Here is a 23393-nt window from a genome sequence, read left to right as displayed (position 1 = left end):
TATATTGTATATTTTGAGTGTTATCGTTCTCAATGCATGGTAAAATAAGTATGGTAGTTAGAATCATTCTAATATAATTTATTTACGGGAGGTAAATCTATGAAGCTATCGACAAAGATCATTATCGCGCTAATTGCTGGTGCTGTTGTAGGAGTGTTGATTAATGTTTTTGCTCCAAGTGCTTTTGGTCCGCTGGACAAGTACTTGTTTACACCGCTTGGCCAAATTTTCTTAAGCTTAATTAAAATGCTTGTTGTACCAATTGTGTTTTTCTCTATCACGTTAGGTGTAGCAGGTTTAGGAGATCCTAAAAAACTAGGAAGAATCGGGGCTAAAACAGTTTCCTACTTCCTAGTTACAACAACCGTTGCTATTATTATTGGTTTAATTTTAGCGTATGCAATCAAACCGGGTACGTTTGGATCTTTTGATACAAAAAACGCTTCTTTCGAAGCCGAAAAAGCACCGCCGGTTGGAGAGACATTCTTAAATATGATTCCAGTCAATCCAATTCAAGCGATGGCTGAAGGGAATATGCTTCAACTTATCGTTTTCTCTATCTTTATCGGTTTTGGTATTACGATGCTTGGAAGTAAAACAAAAGGGCTTTACAATTTACTCGAGCAAGGCAATGAATTGATGATGTATCTTGTAAATCTAGTGATGAAGTTTGCTCCTTACGGAACATTTGGGCTTCTTGCAACCGCGGTTGGAAGTCAAGGCTGGGAGGCAATTAAAGCGATGGGGCTGTACATGATTGTAGTCGTGCTCGCACTGTTTATCCATTCGATCGTAACATATGGGGGATCAGTCGCTCTTATGGCCAGACGTAACCCTATTGAATTTTTTAAAGGGTTTGCTCCTGCGATGACAGTTGGATTCAGTACATCAAGCAGTAATGCAACGCTTCCGATTTCAATGAATGTGGCTCAAAAAAATCTTCGTGTCCCGGAGTCCATCAGCAGTTTTGTTCAGCCGTTAGGTGCTACCATTAACATGGATGGAACGGCAATTATGCAAGGTGTAGCGACTATTTTTATTGCACAAGTATACGGCGTTGACCTGTCGCTGGGTGCTCTTGTGACGGTTGTATTGACAGCGGTGCTTGCTAGTATTGGTACAGCAGGTGTGCCGGGAGTTGGTCTCATTATGCTAGCAATGGTATTGAGTTCGGTTGGCTTGCCTGTAGCAGGTATCGGATTGATTATTGGAATTGATCGCTTGCTTGATATGCTTCGTACATCTGTAAATATTACGGGAGACGCTGCGTGTGCCGTTATTGTGGCTGAGTCAGAAGCAAAGCGTATCGATAAATCTGTAACGCAATCAGCTTAATAAGCGCAAAAGCTCTAGCTATATGCTAGGGCTTTTTTTATTGGCAAGAAACTCTTCGTTTCAGCATACAGTTTAATAAGAGTGTATGTTTGAAAGGAGAGTGCGGAAATGAATAAAACTCATGTAATAAAGCCGCTGCTCGACGATGACTACCCAGTTATTTCATATGGAAAAGGAATTTATTTGTACGACCAACATGGAAAAAGGTACATAGATGCTTCGTCGGGGGCAGTTACAGCAAGTATCGGACACGGCGTAAAAGAAATTATTGATGCGATGACCGATCAGGCACAGAAAGTTGCGTTTGTATATCGGTCGCAGTTTACAAGTGATCCAACAGAAGCCTTAGCTAAGAAACTATGTGAATTAAGCAGCAATCATTTCCAGTGGAGTTTTTTTGTTAACAGCGGGACAGAAGCGACTGAAACGGCTATGAAAACGGCAATTCAGCATTTTCAAGAGAAAGGAAAGCCAACCAAAACAAAGGTTTTGTCACGCTGGATGAGCTATCACGGTATTACAATAGGAGCTCTGTCTATGTCAGGGCACGTTGGAAGACGAAAACGCTTCTCATCTTTGCTTGAAGACTATCCTTCAATTTCACCTCCTTATTGCTATCGATGTCCGTTTCATCAAACCTATCCATCCTGTAATCTTGCTTGTGCACACGAATTGGAAACAGTTATCAAACGAACTGGCCCTGAACATATTGCTGGTTTTATTACAGAGCCCATTGTAGGAGCAGCCGGAGCAGCGCTTACACCTCCTCCCGGTTATTATGAAGTGATAAGAGAAATTTGTGATAAATATGATGTGTTATGGATTGCGGATGAAGTCATGACTGGGCTTGGGCGTACAGGCGTGATGTTTGCGTATGAGCACTGGGGAGTTAAACCAGACATCATGACGCTTGGAAAAGGAGTGGGAGCAGGATATACACCAATAGCCGTTACGTTGGCTAGCAGCAAAACGATTGAACCTATTATGAACGGATCCAAATTAATTATGAGCGGACATACGCTAAGCGCTAATCCGCTGTCATCGGCTGTAGGGCTAGCTGTTTTAACCTATATTGAAAAGCATGATCTTGTTCAAGAAGCAGCGCTGAAAGGAGACTACTTAGTAGAAAAATTGAAGAAGCTTCAGCTTCTTTATCCTATCATTGGTGATATACGTGGCAAAGGCTTACTAATTGGTCTTGAGCTTGTGCAAAATCCAAAAACGAAGGAGCCTTTTTCATCCTCGGAAAATATGACGGCACGCCTAATAAGTAAAGCCCAAAAAAATGGTCTTCTTCTTTACCCTTCACAAGCAGGAACAGATGGAGTCGAAGGAGACGGCATTATTATTGCCCCACCATTTACAATTACTCATCGTCAGCTTGATGAAACGGTCGATCTGCTTTCAAAAACATTGCATGAAGTACAAAATGAAAAACAGAGAAATGAGGTGAAATAAGTGACAAAGGTCGAAAACTCATTTCAAAAGATTACAACTGTGGAACAAGCGATTGGATATGTCGATCATGCTGCTACGCTAATGATAGGAGGGTTTGGAGGAGTAGGCAGCCCGCCTTCTCTCATTGACGGTCTGATTGAAAGCGGAAAATCAAATTTTACATTGATATGTAATGATTCAGGCTTTCCTCATATTGGTGCGGGAAAATTGGTAAGCCAAGGAAAAATTCAAAAGCTGATCGCTTCTCATATTGGATCGAACCCAGTGGCTGGAACGCTGATGACAGAAGAAAAGCTGAAAGTTGAGTTTTCTCCTCAAGGAACGCTTGCTGAACGGATTCGAGCGGGAGGAGTTGGACTCGGAGGAGTACTGATTGATGTAGGAATTGAAAATGACATTATTCAATTTGGAAAAGAAAAAGTGGAAGTAGACGGCAAGACATTTTTAGTTGAAAAACCACTCACAGCCGATGTGGCTTTTGTATATGCAAAAAAAGCCGATCCATTTGGCAACTTGCTTTATGATAAAAGCGCTCGAAACACTAATCCGTTAATGGCAATGGCAGGTCGTATAACTATCGCTGAAGTGGATGAAATTGTTCCTCTTGGCGACATTGACCCAGAGAACGTGATGACGTCAGGTGTATTTGTGGATTATATTGTTCCTTCAAAAGGAGTGAATTGGAAATGGGTTTGGGAATAGATATTCGTCATCGTATTGCAAAACGTGCTGCGGCTGAAATCAAAAACGGCATGATTGTTAATTTAGGGATTGGGATTCCCTCTCTTATTCCTAATTATGTACCAAGTACTGTTCATGTGATGTTTCATGCTGAAAACGGAATTTTAGGGTTAGGATCTTCGCCTCCTTTAGGTGAAGAAGATGAGAATGTCTGCAATGCAGCAGGCTATCCAACAACTACCGTTCAAGGGGCTTCATACTGTGACAGTGCTACAGCCTTCGCGATGATTCGAAAAGGGTACGTCGATATGACCATTCTTGGTGCGTTAGAAGTGAGTGAAAAAGGGGATTTAGCTAATTGGATTGTGCCAGGTAAGCGAGTTCCTGGGATGGGAGGAGCGATGGAATTAGCTCAAAAAGCGAAAAAAGTCATTGTGCTAATGAATCATACGAGCAAGACAGGAGAACCGAAGCTGGTTAAGACGTGCTCTTTACCTCTGACTGCTTCGGGCTGCGTGGGATTAGTTATTACAGATCGGGCGGTTTTTAAAGTAGAAAAAGATGCGCTTCTTCTAACAGAGTTAATGTCTCCTTATACCGTAGAGGATATTTTGAGTTCAACAGAAGCGACAGTTCGCCTGAGTGATCAATTGATTACGATACCATAAGGAGGACCATTACATGAACATACAGCAATCTATTCATAACTGGATGACAGAGCATCGTCAAAGTGCAGTGCGTTTACTCAAGCGTTTCGTAGAAGAAGCAAGCGTACAAGGTTCTGAAAAGCATGCGCAGGCAATTGTCATTGAACGCCTTCGACAGCTGCAGTTAGATATTGATATATGGGAACCGGACGAAAAAATACTTCGTAGCCATGAAGCTTTTGCCTCCAACCGTTCTACTTTTCGAGACAGTCCGAATGTGGTAGGCGTGTTAAAAGGGAAAGGCGGAGGGAAATCCATCATTTTGAATGGGCACATTGATGTAGTGCCACCCGGAGATCTTTCACAGTGGACGGAAGACCCTTATATGGCTGTTGTAAAAGATGGAAACTTATATGGGCGCGGAGCAACGGATATGAAAGGAGGAAATGTGTCGTTACTTTTAGCTATTCAAGCGTTGAAAGAGCTAGATATTTCACTAAAAGGAGATGTTATTTTTCAAAGCGTAGTAGAAGAGGAAAGCGGAGGTGCAGGAACACTTTCCTGCGTACTTAGAGGGTATCAAGCAGATGGTGCCATTATTCCAGAACCAACCAACATGAAGATCTTTCCTAAGCAGCAAGGCTCCATGTGGTTTCGAGTGACCGTGCATGGAGTAGCAGCACATGGAGGGACTCGGTATGAAGGCGTGAGTGCGATTGAAAAAGCGGCTGTTGTGCTTAAACATATTGAGGGTCTTGAAAAAGAGAGAAACAGCCGAATTACAGATCCGCTCTATAATAAAATTCCCATTCCCGTGCCGATTAATATCGGAAATATACAAGGAGGAACGTGGCCTTCTTCAGTCGCTGATCAAGTAATATTAGAAGGCAGGATAGGAGTTGCTCCGCATGAAAAAATGAAAAATGCCAGAGCAGAAATGAAAGCCTGGCTTGAACTTTTGCCTCAGTGTGATGAGTGGTTTGCTAAGCATCCTGTCGACCTGGAATGGTTTGGGGCCCACTGGCTTCCCGGTGAAATTGAATTGGAGCATCCGCTTATGACCTCTCTTTCGTCCTCTTTTTATCAAGTGAAACAGAAACAGCCGATCATTGAAGCATCTCCTTGGGGAACGGACGGAGGGATACTGTCACAAGTAGGGGATATTCCAACAGTTGTTTTTGGACCGGGAGTAACAGAAGTGGCCCACTTTCCGAATGAGTATATTTGTATTCAAACGATGCTTGACGCAGCAGAAATTATTGCTCTCACGGTAGCAGACTGGTGCAGTATTGCGGACTAAGCTAAAAAGGGAGAGGATACAAACAAATGGCGAAACAAGAAAATATTTGTCAACCAACCTTTGCTATGACTCTTTTTTTAGATGAATGTAACAAGCGTCTTAGAATAGATGATTACCGGGGAAATGTGAACGATATTTACAGCTATATATATAAAGAAATTGATAAGGAAACGTACGAAAAGTGGATTATAAAAGCACGTGCTGAACATCTGTTGGACTGGATGAGCTTGGGATTTTCTTTAGAAGCAACTGTTCCCTGCTATTTTAACGGAAGCGACGCGTATCTTTTATGCTACTATACGTCTCAATCCCGCCGAGACAGCGGGGAGACGTTAAAAGAAACAGAGCTGCTTCAAGATGTTTTGAATTTGCCGACATCTAATTATTCTCCTTTATCGAATCAACTGATCATGCGCCGAGCCATTTCATCTGACGCTAAACAACTTTCTCAGCTCTACCGTCAAATCTTCACAGTGTATCCTACTCCCCTCTACGAAGAAGAGTATCTCTCTAATTTGCTTCAAGAAGATAGCTTGTTTTATATCATAGTTGACAAGAACGATATCGTGAGCGCTGCTTCTGCTGAAATTGACTATGTCTATCACAATGCTGAACTAACGGATTGTGCGACTCTCCCTGCTTACCGAAAGTATGGATTTATGAAGCATTTATTAAGCGCACTAGAGGCTGAGCTAAAACAGCGGCATATTTTTTGTGCATACACAATATCGAGAGCGCTCTCATTTGGGATGAACGCCGCCTTTCAGCAGCTTGGCTATACCTATACGGGACGGTTAACGAATAATTGTTACATTTATAAATCGTTAGAAGATATGAACGTATGGGTGAAGGATCTGTCAAAAAGTACAGGGTGAGAAATAATTAACCAATTTATGGGCTGTAACATATAACAATAGTAAATCTTCATAAAGGAGCGATTGTATGTTATATGATTTATATAAGCCGTCCCGACACTGGAAAGACATTGAGTTATGGAAAGATGTTCCTGAAGAAAAATGGAATGACTGGATTTGGCAATTAACAAACACAATTCGAACGTTAGATGATTTAAAAAAGGTCATTAACTTAACTCCTGAAGAAGAAGAAGGAGTACGCATTTCAACCAAAACAATTCCGCTCAATATTACTCCTTACTATGCATCTTTAATGAATCCAGATGATTCTCGCTGCCCCGTCCGTATGCAGTCTGTTCCGGTTGGCAAAGAACTTCATAAAACAAAATACGATCTAGAAGATCCCCTAGATGAAGACGAAGATTCTCCAGTGCCAGGGTTGACTCATCGCTATCCTGATCGCGTTTTGTTCTTAGTCACCAATCAATGCTCCATGTACTGCAGATACTGTACTCGAAGAAGGTTTTCAGGACAAATCGGAATGGGCGTTCCAAAAAAGCAGTTAGATGCTGCGATTGCTTATATCGCCAAAACACCCGAAGTACGAGATGTACTCATTTCAGGCGGTGATGGCTTGCTGATTAATGACAACATTTTAGAATATATTTTGAAGAATTTACGAGCTATTCCCCATGTGGAAATTATTCGAATTGGCACAAGAGCACCCGTTGTGTTTCCGCAGCGAATAACGGAAAATTTATGTGCCATTTTAAGAAAATATCATCCAGTATGGTTAAATACTCACTTTAATACATCCATTGAAATTACGGAAGAGACAAAAAAAGCATGTGAAATGCTTGTCGATGCAGGCGTTCCAGTTGGCAATCAAGCCGTTATTTTAGCTGGGATTAATGACAGCGTAGCTATCATGAAAAAGCTTATGCACGATTTAGTGAAAATACGCGTTCGTCCTTACTATATTTATCAATGTGATTTATCAGAAGGAATTGGGCATTTCCGTGCACCTGTTTCCAAAGGGCTTGAAATTATGGAAGGGCTGCGAGGTCATACGTCTGGCTATGCTGTTCCAACGTTTGTTATTGATGCGCCAGGAGGAGGAGGAAAGATTGCGGTTCAGCCAAACTATATTATTAGTCAAAGCGCAAGTAAAGTTGTTCTGCGAAACTTTGAAGGAGTGATTACGACGTATCCGGAGCCAGAAAGCTATGTGCCTGGGCGTGCAGATGATTATTTTCGAGCTGTTTATCCAGCATCGGATGCTAAAGATTCTTCCATCGGCATCTCGGGTCTTATGAATGATGCTCAATTCAACCTTGTACCGGAAGGGTTAGGGAGAGTAAAAAGACGTAAAACATATGAAAGTGACAGTGCTCACGAAAGCCTAAAAGACAAACGTGAAAAAAGAGATGAATTAAAAGATAAAAAGTTTAAAGCTCAATTGAAAAAAGACGGTAAAAGCGACGATGCTCCATCATCTTAAGGAGGTCCTGTAATATGACTGTTCAATGCGCATGGTGCGAAGAAGAAAAAGCGGTAGAAACAACCAATACCGCATACTGGGAATTGCCAGACGGAACGAGAAGTATTGAAATCACCCATATGCCATGTATCAGCTGTTCAGGTTGCGGGATGTCATATCAAGAAGAAGAGATCATAGAAGAAGTGGAAACACAGCTGCTTCTTGTCGATACAAAAAAACTTGATGAATCCATTCGGTATGATGAGCTATTAAAAGTGCCAAGATTATTAAAACGCAACTACTTTAAATTCTAAAAAGCCGCCCCTTATTTTGTAAGGGGCGGCTTTGCTTATTGATAAGCCTTTGTTCCAGCAGTGCGCAGGCTGTAGGCGTGTTTTAAAGCCACTGTAACAGGACGGAAAGTTGGAAGTTCGACTTCGTCTATTTTCGAAACGGGCAAGAGACCAACAGATGTACTCGTAATAAAAACTTCATCAGCGTCTTTTAAAAAGGAAGGAGTCATATTTTGTTCTCGGATTTGAATGGCTTGTTCCTGCGCACATTCCAGTACGTTAGCGCGCGTAATACCGGATAGAATTTTTCTTGTGGCAGGAGTCGTGAACAAGACGTTGTCTTTTATCGCAAATACATTGCTGCTCGACCCTTCGGTTATGTATCCGTCTTTTACTAAAATAGCTTCTTTACATCCTTTAGAAGCCGCAGCTTGTTTGGCCAGAAGGTTAGGAAGTAAGTTCAATGATTTGATATAGCAATTAGCCCATCGCTCGTCTTCCAAAAGAAGTGTAGAAATGCCTTTTTCATAGGCTTCTTCAGGTGTTTGGCGAGGGTGGCGTATTGTGAGTGCTAATTGTGCAGGTACATCGGGAAATAAATGATTTCGAGGAGCAATCCCGCGCGTAACTTGAATATAAATATCAGCGTCTTTTAACGTTGATTTTTCCATTGCTTGGTGAATGATGTCCTTTAGCTCTTGTCTTGAAACCGGCAGTTCGATAAAGATTGCCTTTGCACTTCTTTCTAAGCGGTCTAAGTGACGTTCAATCGAAAACGGAACTCCTTTGTATACGCGAATAAATTCATAAACACCGTCTCCGAACTGGTGACCGCGTTCATCAATTGGAATAACAGCCTCATTAATATCTCTAAACTCTCCAGCATAATATGCTAATTCCATCTTGAAAAACTCCCTTCCTTTAGATATTAAAACGTTAACATAAAATTCAGCAAAATGAAATTATTTACTTGGTTTCTTCGAAGAAAATGAAAAAAGTCATACTCCTTTAGGAGTATGACTTTTATGAAAACGTACGTTTGAATGCTAATGAAAATTTCTGAATGGCTTTTTTAGGTGTAACAAACTGAACGATGAGCTTGGTACCGGTGATGAACCAATCGACAATACGGCTGCCGAGAAGCGTCGTTACTAAAATGGACAGGGCGATTAAGACGATAATACCCCATGACGTTGGCTCTAGACTTTTTGAGAAGTCAGTTGTAAAGAACCATTTTAAAATGAAGCCGTGCAATAAATACACGTATAGGGATCGCTGTCCAATGCTTGTTAAAGCAAAACCGCGCGTTGGAATTAAAGCCATAAAGGCAAAAGATACAAGAAAAGCAATTCCATAGTGAGAAACGCGCATTAAAAATTCGGCCACATTGTCGTACGTGTTCGTTCCATACAGCATATCTGTGTAAGCCGTGTCGTCTAAGAAAGAATAGCTTCCGATTAATGTCACTAGTAATACGATGGATGCAATGATTCGATTTCGCGCTGTCAAAAGATTTGTAAAAGGCTCTTGTCGCTGTGACAAATAGTAGCCTAAAAGGAAAAACGGGAAGAAGACAAACATTCGGCTAATGCTTAGAATTTTATCAAATCCGTCAATATCAATGAAGCCCATTGCAAGTCCAAGCGAAATAGAGACAGTTAAGCTAATCCACATCGGGAATTTCGCAAAGAAAGGAAGCATTAATTTCCAAAAAATTAAGCTCAGTAGAAACCACATTGCCCATCTAGGAACCAAATATTGAAGCGTGTACGTTTCATCTGTATAAAGCACACTATAATAAAGGGTATAGATAGTTTGGAAAGCTAAGTAAGGAAGAGCCACCTTTGTAAATATTTTTTTGTAATAGCCTTTTTTATGAAAATTTTTTGAGAAATAACCTGCTAGTAAAATAAAGACAGGCATATGGAAAATAAAGATAAAGTGATAAATGGACAGCATTCCGCTGCTATCTGTTCGGTACGGAGAAATCATGTGTCCAAATACAACCAAAAAAATTAATACGAATTTAGCATTATCAAAGTAAGCATTTCGAGTATTCATAGTATTATTTTTCCTCAACATATGCTGATGTAAACCTCCCACCAACAAGATTTATTTAAATGGCGATTATTGTTAGAATTACCTTTCACTACGGAATTAAAACATGAATTCTTCTTTTTTGCAATTACATAAAGGTTTGAGAAACCTGTCGAATCAATGCTTTTGTTATAAAAACGATGTGTTTTTGTTACAAATGTCTTTTTAAAAAAAGAAAAATATTGATATAACAATATTTATTCGTTACGCTAATAGTGAAATTTGTTTTGCAACTGTAACATGAATTTAATATTTTTTGTCCAGTAAACCACTTATATTGCAGTGTTCGACATCTACATATCACAGAAGAAAGTTGTAGATTTCTTGAAAAAATGATAGAAAAGATACACATACCGCTGGAGGGGGAGTACGATGAAATCCTTTTATCACTATATAATGAAATTCCGATCAAACAAAAAACATGATCGAATGGGAGAGTTTGCGCGAAGTGCTTACGATGATCACAGCTTCCCGAAATCTTCAACAGATTATGACGAAGTGAGTTCTTATTTAGAGCTCAACGGACATTATTTATCAAGTATGACCGTATTTGATGAAGCATGGGAGCTTTATCAAAATAATGCGTGAGGAATAAAAAAGCAGGCTAATGGATATCCATCAGCCTGCTTTTTTATTTTCTTAAGCTCATGTAATAAGCAGGGGTAAAAATGATAGAGGGCAATAGATAATAAAGGCTTGGTTCTAAAGATGTTATACTTCCCCTTTTTTAGTTACTGCATATAATATTGTAACTTTTCAGTAGGTGTATGTTTACTAAGGAGGTGCGACGATGGCAGGGAAGAAAAAACCTAAATACGGAATTGGTGAAACAGTCGTTGTAACAATATACGGGACCGTTGGCACTATTACCGATATAAAAGTGATGGATGGGATTTTTGTATACGAAATCAACCATAGTGAAGGTCTTTTTTTAGAAGATACAATTGAGCTTCTAGAAGAATATGAAGGTCAAATATTAGTACAGGAAAGAGTAGAGCTTGAATATAAATTTTTCTTCGGCGATATCGTCCAGGTTTTTAATTATGGAAAAGAGTTATTTAAAATCATTGGTATTCGAACAGAAATATGGCGTTATAAAGAGGATTCATGGGAAGATATTGTCTATGAATTGTCACGTGTAACAGATGGAGAATGGCTTGAGGCTAGTGAAGAAGAACTCATTCTCGTAACTCCTCATGAGGAAACAGAAAATTACGCTCAAAGTGTTGATATGTTGTATTTAGGTAAAGAAATTAAAAAGACGGAGTTGCTACCAAAGATGAAAAAACAAAACGGTTCTGAAAAAGAAGAAGTGAGGTTAACTAAAGAAAAGCATGAGATTATAAACGGTCTTTTAGATGTGTACAATGATTATAAATTTTTGTATGAGCTTTTTGAAGATGAAGAATACGCTGAAGTCATGAACTTAGTGCTGAAACATTTAAAAAAGATAGCAAAATCCGAACAAGGAAAATAGCAGGTAGATGCCTAATAAATAAAAGATAGCCGAGATAGATCATTACATCTTTCTTAGCTATCTTTTAGTTGTGTATACGGCGATGGTAATGAAAAAAGAATGGGTATAATTACCTTTCTATTTAAACTGCTGAAATTTTAGACATACTATTGCCGAATTGTTCATAAATGTGTATAAGGTAAAACTTCAAGCAGAAGATGAAGTGAACCTATTTTTTTAAAAAATAAGGTACGCTAATCCGTTCAAACGGGATAAGGAGTGATATTGTGAAAGAAATCGAAGTGGTCATTGATACGGAAGAAATTGCGGAGTTCTTTTACAATGAACTAGTCAAGCGAGGCTATGTTCCGGCTGAAGAAGAGCTAGGCGAATTAGCGGATATAACTTTTGATTATCTCATTGATAAATGTATTATTGATGAGCAAGATGAAGAATAAAAAGATAGATACATCTGTAACGACGGGGAAACTCGTCGTTTTGTTTATGAGACAGCCGCTATGAAAAAGGGTTAGCAGCTTTAATAGCAGATTGCACTTTTATATGATGCTGAAGGGGAATTTTTTTAACTGAAGAAGCGGGAATAGACTCAAGGAGAGAAAATATGCTTTCGTCTTCAAACCACTCATCTTTTCTTAAAAAAAGGTGTACGCGGTCTCCCCAGCTCATATTTAACGTCGGGCTATACAGCTTTTTGGAATGAGTTCGATTCTTTGTAAATATATCCGAATTATAATCGCTTCGAGACCCTGTGTGGGGATGTTTAAGGCTAAATGTATAGATAGAATCATGCAAGTTTGAATAAAAAAGAAGAATGTATAAAGTTTTTCCCACTTCAATCCGTTTTAAGACAGACTCGAAATGATACACTTTTGTTCCACATAAATCAATGTTATTACCTGAATAATAGGGAAAGACGATTTGAGTCATACCGAGAAAGTTTTGAGTGTGAAACTGCCAAGAGTGAAGAACATCCCGCTGAAACTCTTTTTTAAAGAGAACGTTTTTTTCGATATGATACTGTTCGTTCACAATCAGGGCTATTGATAAGAGCATTTTGTTTCTATGCTGCCAAAATTCATTCCAAACAGCTTTCATAAAAGAAGATATGTGAAAAGCGGGGAGTAAATGAAACAGATTGCTGTTTTGCTCTTTGCTTTTTTCGTAGAGTAACAGCTGAGCGTAAGCATCATGAAAAATGGCGGAATTGGAATGTTCTAAAAACAAGAAGTACGCGTGCTGTTTTTCTGGAGAAAGCAGGGATTTTATTAAGGTAGTGGAGAGATCTGTCATGTAATAGCCGCCGTTTCGCGAAACCAAGTGTGCTAAAAAAGCCCAGTGAATTTCGGGGTGTTTTTGATAATAGTCTAAATAAGCTTGGGTACGTGTAACATTGTTTTGATTAGCTTTTTTTACTTTTTTTCGAATCTCTTTAATCAATTTTACGTCTTCTCCGATAAAAGACAGTGGGAGAGTAGCAGGAGGTTTGAGCTGCATCATCTGCTGCAGGCGAAGAACATCCTCCAATCTAATAAGGGGATTTGTGTCAGTAGAAGTCATGTTAAGCCTCCTTTGAAACGTTTAACTATATAAAAAAAGGGTAAGGGACTTTTTGAAACCTTTATAACATTTCGTACGTATAAAGGGTAACAAATGTTAAGAAAAGAGGTTTTCTTTATGTTCAGAAAAATTTTTGAATCATTAACTGGATCTAAACACCGACGCTACAGCAGCAGCGATCGACACTATCGACGTCCTCGTCACTACAGCAGCAGTGATCATCATTACAGACGTCCTCGTCACCATAGCAGCAGTAGCGATTATAAACGAAGCAAATATTATGACAGCCACAGTCATTCAAAATATGGCCACCACCATTACAAGCGCAAACGTAAAAGTGGAAGCTTCTTCTCAAGCTTTTTCTCAAGTTGATTTATGATGAAAAATCGAATGTTCAAACACCTTCATCGCTGGTTAGTTGACCGCCCTTTTAAAAAAGGGAAAGTCATTTGCGGGCGCTATGAAATCATAGATGTACTGGGAATGGGAAGCTATGGTATAACATATGTTGCTAACGACATTGTGCAACAAAAAAAGGTAGTAGTAAAGCAACTCCGTAAAACAAAGCAGCGCACGTCTCAGGGGCTGAAGTCTTATCATTATGAAGCGAAATTGCTGTCTCAATTAAATCATCCTCAAATTCCTTCACTGTATGAAGCTATCGAAATAGATGAAGGCTGTTTCTTAGTGATGGAGTTGATTCAAGGGAAAACGTTTGAAGATTTAATTTTTGAAGAGAAGTGCGTGTATACGGAAGAACAAGCGCTTGACATTTTACTTAATATTCTAGACGTAGTTTCTGCTATTCATGAGCAAGGAATCGTTCACCGTGATCTTCGTATTCCAAATATTATTGATGTTAACGGAACCATCTATGTTATTGACTTTGGTCTTGCTAGATTTTTAGGAGACCATGAAGAAACAAGCACCCTTATAGAGGAACAGCAGTTTATGAGACAAACATCTGCTGCAAGCGATATCTATGCACTTGGTCATTTTCTTTTATTTTTATTATACTCTGGTTATGAGCCGACGGAAAAACAAGAAAGAAGCTGGGAACAAGAGCTAAGTTTGTCGATACCTATTAAGACCATCATTCAAAAAATGCTGAGAGCAGATGAATCGTATGAAAGCATTAAAAGTTTACAAAAAGATATTTATGACTATATAAATAGTAAGAACTCAGGGAGGGGAAAGTATGGCGCTATTTAATAAAGCGTTAGCCCGCATTGGAATAGGTGCAGCGCGAGTGGACGCTAAGCTTGTCAATGATGAATTTCGTGCTGGTGAAAAAATTGAAGGGATTGTTGAAGTGTACGGAGGTAATGTTGAGCAGAAAATTGACAGCATCTATCTGCGTCTATTCACAACTTATGTAAAAGAAAGAGACGATAAAAAATACAAGCAGGATATTGAGCTTAATACGTTTAAGATTAACGACCCGTTCACGATTCAACCATCTGAAACGAAGTCTATTCCTTTTACCTTTCAGCTGCCTGATGATACGCCTGTTACATTAGGGAGAACCCGGGTTTGGGTGGCGACGAGTCTTGATATTAAAGATGCCGTTGATCCGTCAGATATTGATCATGTAAAAGTGCTTCCTAACCTTATGTTAACAAGCACAATTGAAGCTATGGAACAGCTTGGCTTTCGCTTGCGCCAAGTCGAGTGCGAAGAAGCTCCTCGCCGGATGAGAAAAAGACTTCCTTTTGTTCAAGAATTTGAATTTGTTCCAAGCGGTGGAGTGTACGCTGGGAAAGTAGATGAAATTGAAATCATCGTGCAGCCGAGCGGCTTACATGACTACGATTTATTTATAGAAGTAGATCGACGTGCCAGAGGGTTTGGCGGCTTTCTATCTGAAATGCTGGATGCAGATGAGTCGCTCGTTCATGTTCATGTTTCTGAAAAAGAAATTCCTCAGTTAAAAAATATATTAACCAATATTATTTCACGCTATAGCTAACGTGCATAGCTCTCCTTTATTTTTCGTATATTAAAGACAGTAAAAAGAAAGGAGAGAGGTATATGCCGCAATCAAAGCAAACGAAAAAAATAAATGCAAAAGAGGAATTTTCGGCTGAATTTGTCGTTCATCAAGCTCCTAAGCCGGAAGACTATATTCAGCCAAAACGTGTGAATAAGTAAAGCATGTAGAACGCTACATGCTTTTTCTTTTAATAGGTTGGAGGAAATAAAAAATGGTAAATCGCACTACAAAATATTCTCTATTTATTGTATCGCTTTTAGCTTTCTTTTTACTCATTTTATTTACGTTTAATACACCTTGGGTGAAACAGCTTGACTTTAATGTACTTCATACCATTGAAGGATGGAGGACGGCCACGTTAACACCCATCATCATATTTATAACAACCGTAGGATCTTGGTATGTCACTGCGCCAATATGGTTTGCAATTATAGTATTTCTTCTTTATAAACGAAAAGGGTTGCTCGCTTTATATATCACGCTCGTTTTTTGGGGAGTTCGCGCTTTAAATTGGGGATTGAAGGAGATTTTTGCAAGACCAAGACCTGATTGGAGTCAAGTCGTTCCCGCCTCTCACTATAGTTTTCCAAGCGGACATGCCATGAACTCAATGGCGTTTTACAGCGGAGTACTTTTGTTAATATGGATGTATACAAGAAGCAGGACTATTAAAGCGGCAGCTGCATGCGTAATTGCTATTGTTATTTTATTAATTGGATTTAGCCGTTTGTATTTAGGCGTACACTTTTTAACGGATATACTAGCAGGATATTGTTTAGGACTTGCTTGGTCCTTAGGGGTTTACCTCCTTTCTAAGCGCCTATATAACCAAAAATAGGAGCAATGGTTACATTTTTTTCGTTAATATTTCATTTTATTTAAGTAGGCCTATTGATTCATCCATTCAAAAACAACTAATGATAAAATGGGAAACAAATATTTTATGTACATGTTTAATAAGAAAAAACTAGTAATTTCGACAAAAAACGTTTTGATTCGATAAAGGATTTTTGGATTTTATCACTAATTATATAAGAATACATGACGTGAAAGAGTAAATACTTGCTTTTGGGTGGAGGGAAGAATGTTGAGTGTGTGGACCACAATAAAAAAACAATTTAATATTAGCACAGAATATGATGTAACCATTATGCAAACAGAAGAAAAAGGCGAAAAGCGCGGATATAAGCCTGTCCATCGTCTAACGATTACAGCATTCGATCATCAAGACGCAGCAACACAAGTATTTCAGATGTTTAACATTGCTGATAATTTGCCAAAAGATTGTGATGCGAGGTTTATCAGTACAGGCGATATTTTGTTAATTGATGAAGGTACTCGAGGAAAGTATTACTATAAGCTATGGACAGACGGCTGGCAAAAAGTGAACCGCCTGCACGTACGTTAAATATAAGGTAAAAGCGACCTATCTGGCCGCTTTTTATTTATATGTTAACCCTCAGTAATCACGAGTATGATGGCCAGGGCCATTTTTTCGGTTTGTTGCTGAATATTCATCTCCATGGGCTTCATGTTCTGCTATAATGGCTTCTTTTGGAATATGATTATTCTTTTTAGGAGAATTAATTCGGTTGCGATGTTTTTTTCCCATACATATCACCTCAGCTAACGTTAGTAAATCCCTTGCGCTATTAGCGTACCCTTATATAAAAGACATACTACGCCATTTTTTGGGCAGTATGTCTTTTTATTTTTGACGCATAATGTTAGAAGTAAATAGACATGCAAGGGATACAATATGGTATAGTGAAAGCGTAAGATTTTTTACATATAGGAGGTACGAAATGAGCGTACATATTGGGGCAAAACAAGGTGATATTGCAGAAACGATTTTACTTCCAGGTGATCCACTTCGTGCAAAATACATTGCAGAAACATTTTTAGAAGATGTAACTTGCTATAACGAAGTGCGCGGTATGCTTGGATTTACAGGAACATATAAAGGAAAGCGCGTTTCTGTTCAAGGAACAGGAATGGGTGTACCATCAATTGCTATTTATGTAAATGAACTAATGAATGAATATGGTGTTCAAAACCTAATTCGCGTTGGTACATGCGGAGCAATTCAAAAAGATGTAAAAGTACGTGACGTTATTTTAGCCATGTCTTCTTCAAGTGATTCACAAATGAACCGCGTTAAATTTGGTCCTATTGATTATGCACCGACAGCTAACTTTGATTTATTAAAGCGCGCTTACGATGCAGGTGTTGAAAAAGGCCTTCAGTTAAAAGTAGGAAGTGTATTTACGTCTGATCAATTTTACAATGAAGACGGCCAGCTAGAAAAATTGGCAGCTCACGGCGTATTGGCAGTTGAAATGGAAACAACGGCTTTGTATACGCTAGCTGCTAAATACGGCCGTAATGCTTTATCGGTTTTAACAGTAAGTGATCACATTTTTACTGGTGAAGAAACAACGTCAGAAGAGCGTCAAACGACGTTTAACGATATGATTGTTGTTGCGCTTGAAGCAGCAATTAATGAATGAACATAAATTCGTTTATTTGCTGAATGGCAGCGAAAAGCTGCGGCGTAACAAATAAAAAGACGAGAAGCAACCAAGCTTCTCGTCTTTTTATTTGTGAAAATTAATTGTTTCCAAACGGGAAATTGTATGGTACGATTTGATACGTTAAAAACGGCTCTGATTTTCGTGAAAGTCGAAAATCGTATAAAAAATTCATAAGAGGTGATAAACCATCATGATGGCAAGTATTAAACAGCAGTGGTTTTCAAACGTTCGAGCAGATATTTTGTCTGGGATGACAGTTGCTCTTGCGCTTATTCCAGAAGCCCTTGCTTTTTCCATTATCGCCGGTGTCGATCCCATGGTTGGCCTGTATGCATCTTTTTGTATGGCAATTGTGATTGCTTTTACAGGCGGAAGACCAGCTATGATTTCAGCTGCAACAGGAGCAATGTCTTTATTGATGATTAACTTAGTCAAAGATCACGGCATTGAGTATTTATTTGCAGCTACTGTTTTAACCGGAATTATTCAAATTTTACTTGGTGTTTTGAAAGTAGGAAGGTTTTTATCGTTTCTTCCTCAAACAGTTATGATTGGATTTGTAAATGCGCTAGGTATTTTAATTTTTACAGCACAGCTTCCCCATTTTCAAGGAGCAAATTGGATGATGTACGCAATGGTAGCCGGAACGCTGCTCATCGTCTATTTGTTTCCGCTCATGACCAAAGCAATACCATCTCCGCTTGTTGCCATTGTCTTGATGACGATTGTAGCGATTGTCTTTCATTTAGATTTAAAAACGGTAGGAGATATGGGGAATATTACGCGTTCGCTGCCGGTTCTTCACTTTCCAAAGGTTGATTTATCAGTGGAGACACTGCTTATCATTTTACCTTATTCGCTTCCTTTAGCGATTGTAGGCCTACTTGAATCTATGCTAACGGCAACGGTGCTGGACGAAATTACAGATACGCCTTCGAATAAAAATAAAGAAGCGCGCGGTCAAGGCATCGCTAATATTGTAACAGGTTTCTTTGGAGGAATGGCTGGCTGTGCCATGATTGGACAATCTATGATTAATGTAAAATCTGGGGGACGTGGAAGGCTATCTACCTTAGTCGCCGGAGTCTTTTTATTGTTCTTAATTATGGTGCTTGGCGATGTTGTTAAACAAATTCCAATGGCTGCTCTTGTAGGCGTTATGTTTATGGTAGCTGCCGGTACATTTGATTGGCAGTCCCTTAAAGACTTAACGAAATATCCGCTATCGGATGCCATTGTAATGGTTGTTACGGTGGTTATCGTATTGTTTACACATAACTTAGCATTAGGAGTAATGGTAGGTATTGTTTTAAGCACCATTGTATTTGGCTGGAAGATGGCTAAAATCCAAACAACTTCACAAACAGAAGGCAATATGAAGCAATACAGGGTTTCAGGGCAATTATTTTTTGCCACGATCAGCTTCTTCATGGATGAATTTCAGTATGAAACAGACCCGGATACCATCATTATTGATTTTAGTTCTTCTCATATATGGGATCAATCGGCCGTGATCGGCATCTCAAAAATTATCGATAAGTACGAGCGATTGAATAAAAAGGTTATTGTAAAAGGACTAAATGAAGAGAGTAAAAAAATCGTAAGGCAAATTGGCTTAACGTCACTGATGCATAAATAAAAGGTGTGCAATTGCACACCTTTTTTATGTGTTTCGTTTTAGTAGCTGTATGAGCCAGGTGAAAAAAGAAGTTGTAGATGAAGGTACGGATGTCTGTTTTAACAAAATAGCATAGGCTTTGCGCCGATATTGGTAATCAAGCATGCATATCTACTCCTTTTAAAACAGGATTTGGAAGCGTTTTCTTTATTGTAGCATGCTTAATAGGGAGATAAAGAAAAAAGAGAGACCATCGTCTCTCTTTAATCATTTCCAAACATATAGCGTTTGTGATGCCATGAGATTCCAAACATCAGACCCATTGCAAACATGTTCCCCATCAGTGAACTACCTCCATATGAAATAAAAGGAAGTGGAATTCCGGTAATAGGCAAGACTTGAATGGTCATACCGATATTTTGAAATACGTGGAACGTAAGCATTGAAATAACGCCTACACATAAGTAAGAATTGAATTCATTTTTTGTTTCAAGCCCTAGCTTGATCAAGTAATAAACGAGTACGAAGAAAAGACTAATAACAATGCTGGCCCCAATAAAGCCAAACTCTTCTCCAATAACCGCAAAAATAAAGTCGGTCTGTCCCTCTGGCAAATAGACAACCCCATTTCCGATTCCTTTACCGTTTACCATTCCTGATCCAATCGCATCTAACGATTTCTTTAAATGATAGCCCTCTCCCGAACTATATGACTCAGGATCAAGCCAAGAATAAATACGTCCAAATTGGTATTGCTTAACCCCTAGATACTTTTCTAATAGGCTAGGTGCATAAACAACAAGTCCCAAAATGACAGAACCAACCGCTGTAATACCCAAAAATGCAGGCGCGATGATTTTCCAGCTTACGCCTGAAACAAATACAAGTCCAACCGTGATTGCTAAGAACACAAGAGCGGTACCTAAGTCAGGCTGCTGCATGATTAATAATAAAGGTAAAGCAAGTACAGCACCCAGTTTACCAAGCAGTAAAAAGTCTTCTCTTACTGTCCGGATACGATATTTTTCATTGTGTTTAACAATGACCGTACTCAGTGTGATAATCAAAAACACTTTCATAAACTCTGATGGCTGTAACGAAAAGCCGGGAAGTGTGAACCAACTTTTTGCCCCGTTAATTTCTCTGGCAATGCTTGACGGAGCCACTAGTAAAAGAAGCAATAAAAAGTTCCCAAATCCATAAAAAACCCACGTTAGCTTTTGAAGCTGATCGGAGTCAAAACGCATGACAAACCCTATAATCACCATTCCGATTATATAAAAAACAACTTGTTGCGCTACGAAGTTCTTATCATACTGCCCAATTTTTTCAGCACTATGGATTGCCACAACGCTTACGCAAAACAATAGGAAGATTAGGAAAGCCAAGTTCCAGTCAAATCTACTAACATTTCTTTGATTTTCACCCATATTATTCACCTGTCACTATTAAATCTCATTCTTTCTTTATGATAAAAGAAAAATGCTGGTTTTTAATGCAAAGTCGATTAATGAAGAGTCGCACTAACCCCACTTTGCAGTTTTTGCTTTGAATATAGACTTGCTAAAAGTAAGAAAAGATATGTCGCAAGCTGCGTTACCATACAGCCTTTTATTATACATGAATTATTCTATAACATAAATAGGAGAAATGATAACAATTTCTTTTTTCTAAAAACTCTATTTGCAGGGATTTATTTAATTCATCTTCTTTATCTCCTTAAAGGTTAATATGAAAACATATTATAGGAATTTATCTTTTTTTGCACGTGAAAAGATAAAGAAACGTGTATATATATAACGAAAGAAAGGGCAAATAGTTTCATATGAACGACTGAAAAATTCTAAACTGAGAGGACTAAATCTAGCAAGCTTTACATATGAATAATAGTAAAGATAAGAGAAAGTGTTCTTCACTATCTTTTTCTACATGCAGACATTCAACTTCTTAGCATCCCCCACAAGTAAGCAGTTGAGACAAGAATACAGTTATATGCTACTTTCTTGCTGACGAACGAACGTATGGAAGGTATACGGATAGATTACTGAATAAGAGACACAGGATATTAGGAAAATAATAGATAGAGATTAATAGAATCATAACGTAGAGGGGTGTGTTTATGATTATAGGGGCAAGTGTGACAGCGTTTTTATTATTATGGTGGACAATTTTTTATAGCGGTCGCTACTATCATTATGTTTCAGAGCCTGTTGGCAAAAGAATTTCCCTTCACGTAGGAATACATGTCACCTTAGTGGTTGGAGTGAATGCATGTCTCTGGCTTGAGCAGCCGCTGCTTTTTTCTAGCATTTTAGCAGGGTGTGCAGGACTAGGAGCCGGATGGTTTGTAGGAATTCCTTTTTCGGTAAAAAGTATTTTAAGTGGAATAATGGGGGGCATAGGAACTGGTGTTAGTTTTTATATCTCTATGAGCATGTGGATGGATCAATTTAACTGGCTATCTTTTTTATTGATAGGAACGAGCGTTATTTTTAGCGGAAGCTCGTTATTTCAAGTGCTAAAATCGATTCCGTCATTTGAAAAGGTACTGGTGAAAATGTGGGTTCAACATCCTTTTCTGATAGCTCCTATTTTGATTACCGTATTTTGGCTGTATAATTTTATTGAAAAATATTTCCCGCAAGCAGATCCAACACGCAAGTAGTTTCCGTGTTGGATTTATTATTTCCTCCGATAAGGCTCCCTTTAAGCTCATCAAGTTTGACATCGTACAATTAGTCTATAGAAGGTAAAAGTAGACATTCACCTATCTTCATTATGATGCATATTGTAACGTAGCAAGCCTTATAAAGGGGGAGTGCGTATGTATCCATATCAATACGATCCACGTTTTCAAAATTTGTTTCCACCTGGAGGAGGGCAAGGGTTTCCATCGTTTCCACCTGGAGGAGGAGGGCAAGGATTTCCGCCACCGCCACCTGGAGGAGGGGGCCAAGGGTTTCCCCCGCAGGGAGGAGCGCAGCCGCCTTCAAGTCCACCGCCAGCTTTTACACCTACACCAAAGCTAGGTTCAGGAGGTCCATCGCTTTATGCTGTTGATCCAGGCGCTATTTCAGGATGCTTATACCGATATACCTATATATGGCCGAGAAATGGTCGACCTTACTGGTTTTACCCAACCTTTGTAGGCAGACGCTCAGTTGCAGGATATCGCTGGACAGGATCTTTCTGGGTGTATGCTGGGGTAGATGTAAATCAAATTCGAGAATTTCAATGTGTATAAAACTCCGCTTGCGGAGTTTTTTTTGTGCGAAAAGGTTGACGCATAAAAAATGGCGTTATATAATAAATCTCGAATTAAAGATAATTTGTTTAGTAATATCTCGAACTAATGATAATAGACACTTTTTAGGAGATGACATTTATGGCAAATGTATTATATGTAAAAGTAAATCCGCAGGTTGATGAAGCATCATTTTCAACTCGTTTAGCACAGGTTTTCTTAGATGAGTATAAAACAGCAAACCCAACTGATACAGTGACAACGCTTGATCTGTATAAAGAAACAGTTCCATTCATTGATGGAGATGTTTTAGCGGCATGGGGAAAAGCTGGAGCTGGTGAAGAATTATCAGCTGTTGAATTAGAAAAAGTAACGCGTATGGGTGAATTAGTAGAGCAGTTTTTACAAGCTGACAAAGTTATTTTCTCAGCTCCAATGTGGAACTTAAGCTTCCCTCCACTAATGAAAGCATATATTGATAACATTTTAATTGCAGGAAAAACGTTTAAATATACTGAAAATGGTCCAGTAGGATTAGCTTCAGATAAAAAAGTAGTATTACTAGAAGCTCGTGGAGGCGTGTATTCAGAAGGCCCTGCGGCAGAGCTAGAATTTACTCAAAGCTATTTACGTACAGTGATGAGCTTCATTGGTGTTCAAGATTTCCAACTGGTTGTTGCAGAAGGCATGGCTTACACACCAGCAGAAGCAGACAATATTCTAGCAAAAGCATCTGAAAGAGCAAAAGAAGTTGCATCAACGTTCTAATGTCAAAAGCCCTTTAAAAGGGCTTTTTTTTAGGTTTAAAATTCAATATCCCTCTTT

26 protein-coding genes are annotated in these 23393 nt (G+C 38.9%); 21 read left to right on the top strand and 5 right to left on the bottom strand.

Annotated elements, in window-relative coordinates; genetic code table 11:
* Positions 1 to 99 precede the first annotated feature (99 nt).
* The 8 genes from Q5794_RS20755 (at position 100) to Q5794_RS20720 (ending at position 8069) form a co-directional block, all read left to right on the top strand.
* Entirely contained in the window at positions 100 to 1335 is a 1236-nt protein-coding gene (locus tag Q5794_RS20755; protein ID WP_214984470.1) for a dicarboxylate/amino acid:cation symporter, read from the top strand.
* 108 nt (positions 1336 to 1443) lie between these two features.
* Positions 1444 to 2793 carry an aspartate aminotransferase family protein gene (locus tag Q5794_RS20750; RefSeq protein WP_214984471.1) on the top strand — a complete coding sequence of 450 codons (1350 nt, stop codon included), beginning with the start codon at positions 1444 to 1446 and terminating at the stop codon, positions 2791 to 2793.
* Positions 2794 to 3495 carry a CoA transferase subunit A gene (locus Q5794_RS20745; protein WP_214984472.1) on the top strand — a complete coding sequence of 234 codons (702 nt, stop codon included), beginning with the start codon at positions 2794 to 2796 and terminating at the stop codon, positions 3493 to 3495.
* Positions 3480 to 4142 carry a 3-oxoacid CoA-transferase subunit B gene (locus tag Q5794_RS20740; RefSeq protein ID WP_214984473.1) on the top strand — a complete coding sequence of 221 codons (663 nt, stop codon included), beginning with the start codon at positions 3480 to 3482 and terminating at the stop codon, positions 4140 to 4142. Before Q5794_RS20745 ends, Q5794_RS20740 begins: the two co-directional genes overlap by 16 nt.
* Positions 4143 to 4155: 13 nt before the next feature.
* A complete protein-coding gene (locus Q5794_RS20735; RefSeq protein WP_374988400.1) occupies positions 4156 to 5421 on the top strand; it encodes a peptidase in 1266 nt (421 codons plus the stop codon).
* Between the two features lie 26 nt (positions 5422 to 5447).
* On the top strand, positions 5448 to 6296 hold the full coding sequence (gene ablB, locus Q5794_RS20730) for a putative beta-lysine N-acetyltransferase (RefSeq protein WP_192996339.1): 849 nt from the start codon (positions 5448 to 5450) through the stop codon (positions 6294 to 6296).
* Between the two features lie 67 nt (positions 6297 to 6363).
* Positions 6364 to 7776: a lysine 2,3-aminomutase gene (gene ablA, locus Q5794_RS20725; RefSeq protein WP_192996340.1), complete on the top strand. Its 1413-nt coding sequence runs from the start codon at positions 6364 to 6366 to the stop codon at positions 7774 to 7776.
* Positions 7777 to 7790: 14 nt separating this feature from the next.
* Positions 7791 to 8069 (top strand): YokU family protein, encoded by a 279-nt coding sequence (locus tag Q5794_RS20720; protein ID WP_013058725.1) that lies wholly within the window; start codon positions 7791 to 7793, stop codon positions 8067 to 8069.
* 35 nt (positions 8070 to 8104) lie between these two features.
* Here the strand turns inward: Q5794_RS20720 and dat are convergent, their stop codons facing one another.
* Positions 8105 to 8950 (bottom strand): D-amino-acid transaminase, encoded by an 846-nt coding sequence (dat, locus tag Q5794_RS20715; RefSeq protein ID WP_013084681.1) that lies wholly within the window; start codon positions 8948 to 8950, stop codon positions 8105 to 8107.
* A gap of 121 nt (positions 8951 to 9071) precedes the next feature.
* Complete coding sequence (locus Q5794_RS20710) at positions 9072 to 10109, bottom strand: acyltransferase family protein (protein WP_214984475.1); 1038 nt, start codon at positions 10107 to 10109, stop codon at positions 9072 to 9074.
* A gap of 408 nt (positions 10110 to 10517) precedes the next feature.
* On the opposite strand from Q5794_RS20710, the gene Q5794_RS20705 reads away from it, so the two are divergent.
* The 3 genes from Q5794_RS20705 to Q5794_RS20695 all read left to right on the top strand — a co-directional run bounded on the left by Q5794_RS20705 (position 10518) and on the right by Q5794_RS20695 (position 12059).
* Positions 10518 to 10733 carry a YozE family protein gene (locus Q5794_RS20705; RefSeq protein ID WP_192996344.1) on the top strand — a complete coding sequence of 72 codons (216 nt, stop codon included), beginning with the start codon at positions 10518 to 10520 and terminating at the stop codon, positions 10731 to 10733.
* 202 nt (positions 10734 to 10935) lie between these two features.
* A complete protein-coding gene (locus Q5794_RS20700; protein ID WP_013058721.1) occupies positions 10936 to 11622 on the top strand; it encodes a hypothetical protein in 687 nt (228 codons plus the stop codon).
* 266 nt (positions 11623 to 11888) lie between these two features.
* Complete coding sequence (locus Q5794_RS20695) at positions 11889 to 12059, top strand: YozD family protein (protein ID WP_013058720.1); 171 nt, start codon at positions 11889 to 11891, stop codon at positions 12057 to 12059.
* 58 nt (positions 12060 to 12117) lie between these two features.
* On the opposite strand, the gene Q5794_RS20690 is transcribed toward Q5794_RS20695, so the two are convergent.
* On the bottom strand, positions 12118 to 13179 hold the full coding sequence (locus tag Q5794_RS20690) for a DUF2515 family protein (RefSeq protein WP_214984476.1): 1062 nt from the start codon (positions 13177 to 13179) through the stop codon (positions 12118 to 12120).
* A 117-nt stretch (positions 13180 to 13296) separates the two neighbouring features.
* On the opposite strand from Q5794_RS20690, the gene Q5794_RS20685 reads away from it, so the two are divergent.
* From Q5794_RS20685 to Q5794_RS20665, 5 genes are all read left to right on the top strand, one after another.
* On the top strand, positions 13297 to 13551 hold the full coding sequence (locus Q5794_RS20685) for a hypothetical protein (protein ID WP_114324454.1): 255 nt from the start codon (positions 13297 to 13299) through the stop codon (positions 13549 to 13551).
* Positions 13552 to 13554: 3 nt separating this feature from the next.
* Complete coding sequence (locus tag Q5794_RS20680; RefSeq protein ID WP_328244043.1) at positions 13555 to 14391, top strand: serine/threonine-protein kinase; 837 nt, start codon at positions 13555 to 13557, stop codon at positions 14389 to 14391.
* Positions 14378 to 15148: a sporulation protein gene (locus tag Q5794_RS20675; RefSeq protein ID WP_214984478.1), complete on the top strand. Its 771-nt coding sequence runs from the start codon at positions 14378 to 14380 to the stop codon at positions 15146 to 15148. Before Q5794_RS20680 ends, Q5794_RS20675 begins: the two co-directional genes overlap by 14 nt.
* A 235-nt stretch (positions 15149 to 15383) precedes the next feature.
* On the top strand, positions 15384 to 16010 hold the full coding sequence (locus Q5794_RS20670) for a phosphatase PAP2 family protein (RefSeq protein WP_214984479.1): 627 nt from the start codon (positions 15384 to 15386) through the stop codon (positions 16008 to 16010).
* Positions 16011 to 16256: 246 nt separating this feature from the next.
* Positions 16257 to 16580: a hypothetical protein gene (locus tag Q5794_RS20665; protein ID WP_013058713.1), complete on the top strand. Its 324-nt coding sequence runs from the start codon at positions 16257 to 16259 to the stop codon at positions 16578 to 16580.
* A gap of 51 nt (positions 16581 to 16631) precedes the next feature.
* Here Q5794_RS20665 and Q5794_RS20660 read toward each other — a convergent pair whose 3' ends face one another.
* Positions 16632 to 16784, bottom strand: coding sequence for a hypothetical protein (locus tag Q5794_RS20660; RefSeq protein WP_013058712.1), 153 nt, complete (start codon positions 16782 to 16784; stop codon positions 16632 to 16634).
* Between the two features lie 193 nt (positions 16785 to 16977).
* Between Q5794_RS20660 and deoD the strand changes: the two genes are divergently transcribed.
* Together deoD and Q5794_RS20650 are read left to right on the top strand one after the other, a co-directional pair.
* Positions 16978 to 17682, top strand: coding sequence for a purine-nucleoside phosphorylase (gene deoD, locus Q5794_RS20655; RefSeq protein ID WP_013058711.1), 705 nt, complete (start codon positions 16978 to 16980; stop codon positions 17680 to 17682).
* 214 nt (positions 17683 to 17896) lie between these two features.
* Positions 17897 to 19345: a SulP family inorganic anion transporter gene (locus tag Q5794_RS20650; protein WP_214984480.1), complete on the top strand. Its 1449-nt coding sequence runs from the start codon at positions 17897 to 17899 to the stop codon at positions 19343 to 19345.
* Between the two features lie 242 nt (positions 19346 to 19587).
* Here Q5794_RS20650 and Q5794_RS20645 read toward each other — a convergent pair whose 3' ends face one another.
* The gene (locus tag Q5794_RS20645) at positions 19588 to 20754 is read right to left on the bottom strand and encodes an FtsW/RodA/SpoVE family cell cycle protein (protein ID WP_013084672.1); all 1167 of its coding nucleotides are present in this window, start codon (positions 20752 to 20754) and stop codon (positions 19588 to 19590) included.
* Positions 20755 to 21443: 689 nt separating this feature from the next.
* Between Q5794_RS20645 and Q5794_RS20640 the strand changes: the two genes are divergently transcribed.
* The 3 genes from Q5794_RS20640 (at position 21444) to Q5794_RS20630 (ending at position 23336) form a co-directional block, all read left to right on the top strand.
* Positions 21444 to 21989 carry a hypothetical protein gene (locus Q5794_RS20640; RefSeq protein ID WP_050691585.1) on the top strand — a complete coding sequence of 182 codons (546 nt, stop codon included), beginning with the start codon at positions 21444 to 21446 and terminating at the stop codon, positions 21987 to 21989.
* A 159-nt stretch (positions 21990 to 22148) separates the two neighbouring features.
* Complete coding sequence (locus Q5794_RS20635; RefSeq protein ID WP_074893257.1) at positions 22149 to 22568, top strand: transporter; 420 nt, start codon at positions 22149 to 22151, stop codon at positions 22566 to 22568.
* A 141-nt stretch (positions 22569 to 22709) separates the two neighbouring features.
* The gene (locus Q5794_RS20630; protein ID WP_214984481.1) at positions 22710 to 23336 is read left to right on the top strand and encodes an FMN-dependent NADH-azoreductase; all 627 of its coding nucleotides are present in this window, start codon (positions 22710 to 22712) and stop codon (positions 23334 to 23336) included.
* Positions 23337 to 23393 lie beyond the last annotated feature (57 nt).

Source organism: Priestia megaterium, from assembly GCF_041941685.1.
Taxonomy (GTDB): Bacteria; Bacillota; Bacilli; order Bacillales; family Bacillaceae_H; genus Priestia; species Priestia megaterium_C.
This window is presented reverse-complemented; position numbering and strand designations above follow the sequence as displayed.

Bases quoted from the DNA above. Each gene is read 5' to 3' on its own strand.
- Q5794_RS20755 (WP_214984470.1), top strand. From the start codon at position 100: ATGAAGCTATCGACAAAGATCATTATCGCGCTAATTGCTGGTGCTGTT.
- Q5794_RS20750 (WP_214984471.1), top strand. From the start codon at position 1,444: ATGAATAAAACTCATGTAATAAAGCCGCTGCTCGACGATGACTACCCA.
- Q5794_RS20740 (WP_214984473.1), top strand. From the start codon at position 3,480: ATGGGTTTGGGAATAGATATTCGTCATCGTATTGCAAAACGTGCTGCG.
- Q5794_RS20735 (WP_374988400.1), top strand. From the start codon at position 4,156: ATGAACATACAGCAATCTATTCATAACTGGATGACAGAGCATCGTCAA.
- ablB (WP_192996339.1), top strand. From the start codon at position 5,448: ATGGCGAAACAAGAAAATATTTGTCAACCAACCTTTGCTATGACTCTT.
- ablA (WP_192996340.1), top strand. From the start codon at position 6,364: ATGTTATATGATTTATATAAGCCGTCCCGACACTGGAAAGACATTGAG.
- Q5794_RS20720 (WP_013058725.1), top strand. From the start codon at position 7,791: ATGACTGTTCAATGCGCATGGTGCGAAGAAGAAAAAGCGGTAGAAACA.
- dat (WP_013084681.1), bottom strand. From the start codon at position 8,950: ATGGAATTAGCATATTATGCTGGAGAGTTTAGAGATATTAATGAGGCT.
- Q5794_RS20710 (WP_214984475.1), bottom strand. From the start codon at position 10,109: ATGAATACTCGAAATGCTTACTTTGATAATGCTAAATTCGTATTAATT.
- Q5794_RS20705 (WP_192996344.1), top strand. From the start codon at position 10,518: ATGAAATCCTTTTATCACTATATAATGAAATTCCGATCAAACAAAAAA.
- Q5794_RS20700 (WP_013058721.1), top strand. From the start codon at position 10,936: ATGGCAGGGAAGAAAAAACCTAAATACGGAATTGGTGAAACAGTCGTT.
- Q5794_RS20690 (WP_214984476.1), bottom strand. From the start codon at position 13,179: ATGACTTCTACTGACACAAATCCCCTTATTAGATTGGAGGATGTTCTT.
- Q5794_RS20685 (WP_114324454.1), top strand. From the start codon at position 13,297: ATGTTCAGAAAAATTTTTGAATCATTAACTGGATCTAAACACCGACGC.
- Q5794_RS20680 (WP_328244043.1), top strand. From the start codon at position 13,555: ATGATGAAAAATCGAATGTTCAAACACCTTCATCGCTGGTTAGTTGAC.
- Q5794_RS20675 (WP_214984478.1), top strand. From the start codon at position 14,378: ATGGCGCTATTTAATAAAGCGTTAGCCCGCATTGGAATAGGTGCAGCG.
- Q5794_RS20670 (WP_214984479.1), top strand. From the start codon at position 15,384: ATGGTAAATCGCACTACAAAATATTCTCTATTTATTGTATCGCTTTTA.
- Q5794_RS20665 (WP_013058713.1), top strand. From the start codon at position 16,257: ATGTTGAGTGTGTGGACCACAATAAAAAAACAATTTAATATTAGCACA.
- Q5794_RS20660 (WP_013058712.1), bottom strand. From the start codon at position 16,784: ATGGGAAAAAAACATCGCAACCGAATTAATTCTCCTAAAAAGAATAAT.
- deoD (WP_013058711.1), top strand. From the start codon at position 16,978: ATGAGCGTACATATTGGGGCAAAACAAGGTGATATTGCAGAAACGATT.
- Q5794_RS20650 (WP_214984480.1), top strand. From the start codon at position 17,897: ATGATGGCAAGTATTAAACAGCAGTGGTTTTCAAACGTTCGAGCAGAT.
- Q5794_RS20645 (WP_013084672.1), bottom strand. From the start codon at position 20,754: ATGGGTGAAAATCAAAGAAATGTTAGTAGATTTGACTGGAACTTGGCT.
- Q5794_RS20640 (WP_050691585.1), top strand. From the start codon at position 21,444: ATGATTATAGGGGCAAGTGTGACAGCGTTTTTATTATTATGGTGGACA.
- Q5794_RS20635 (WP_074893257.1), top strand. From the start codon at position 22,149: ATGTATCCATATCAATACGATCCACGTTTTCAAAATTTGTTTCCACCT.
- Q5794_RS20630 (WP_214984481.1), top strand. From the start codon at position 22,710: ATGGCAAATGTATTATATGTAAAAGTAAATCCGCAGGTTGATGAAGCA.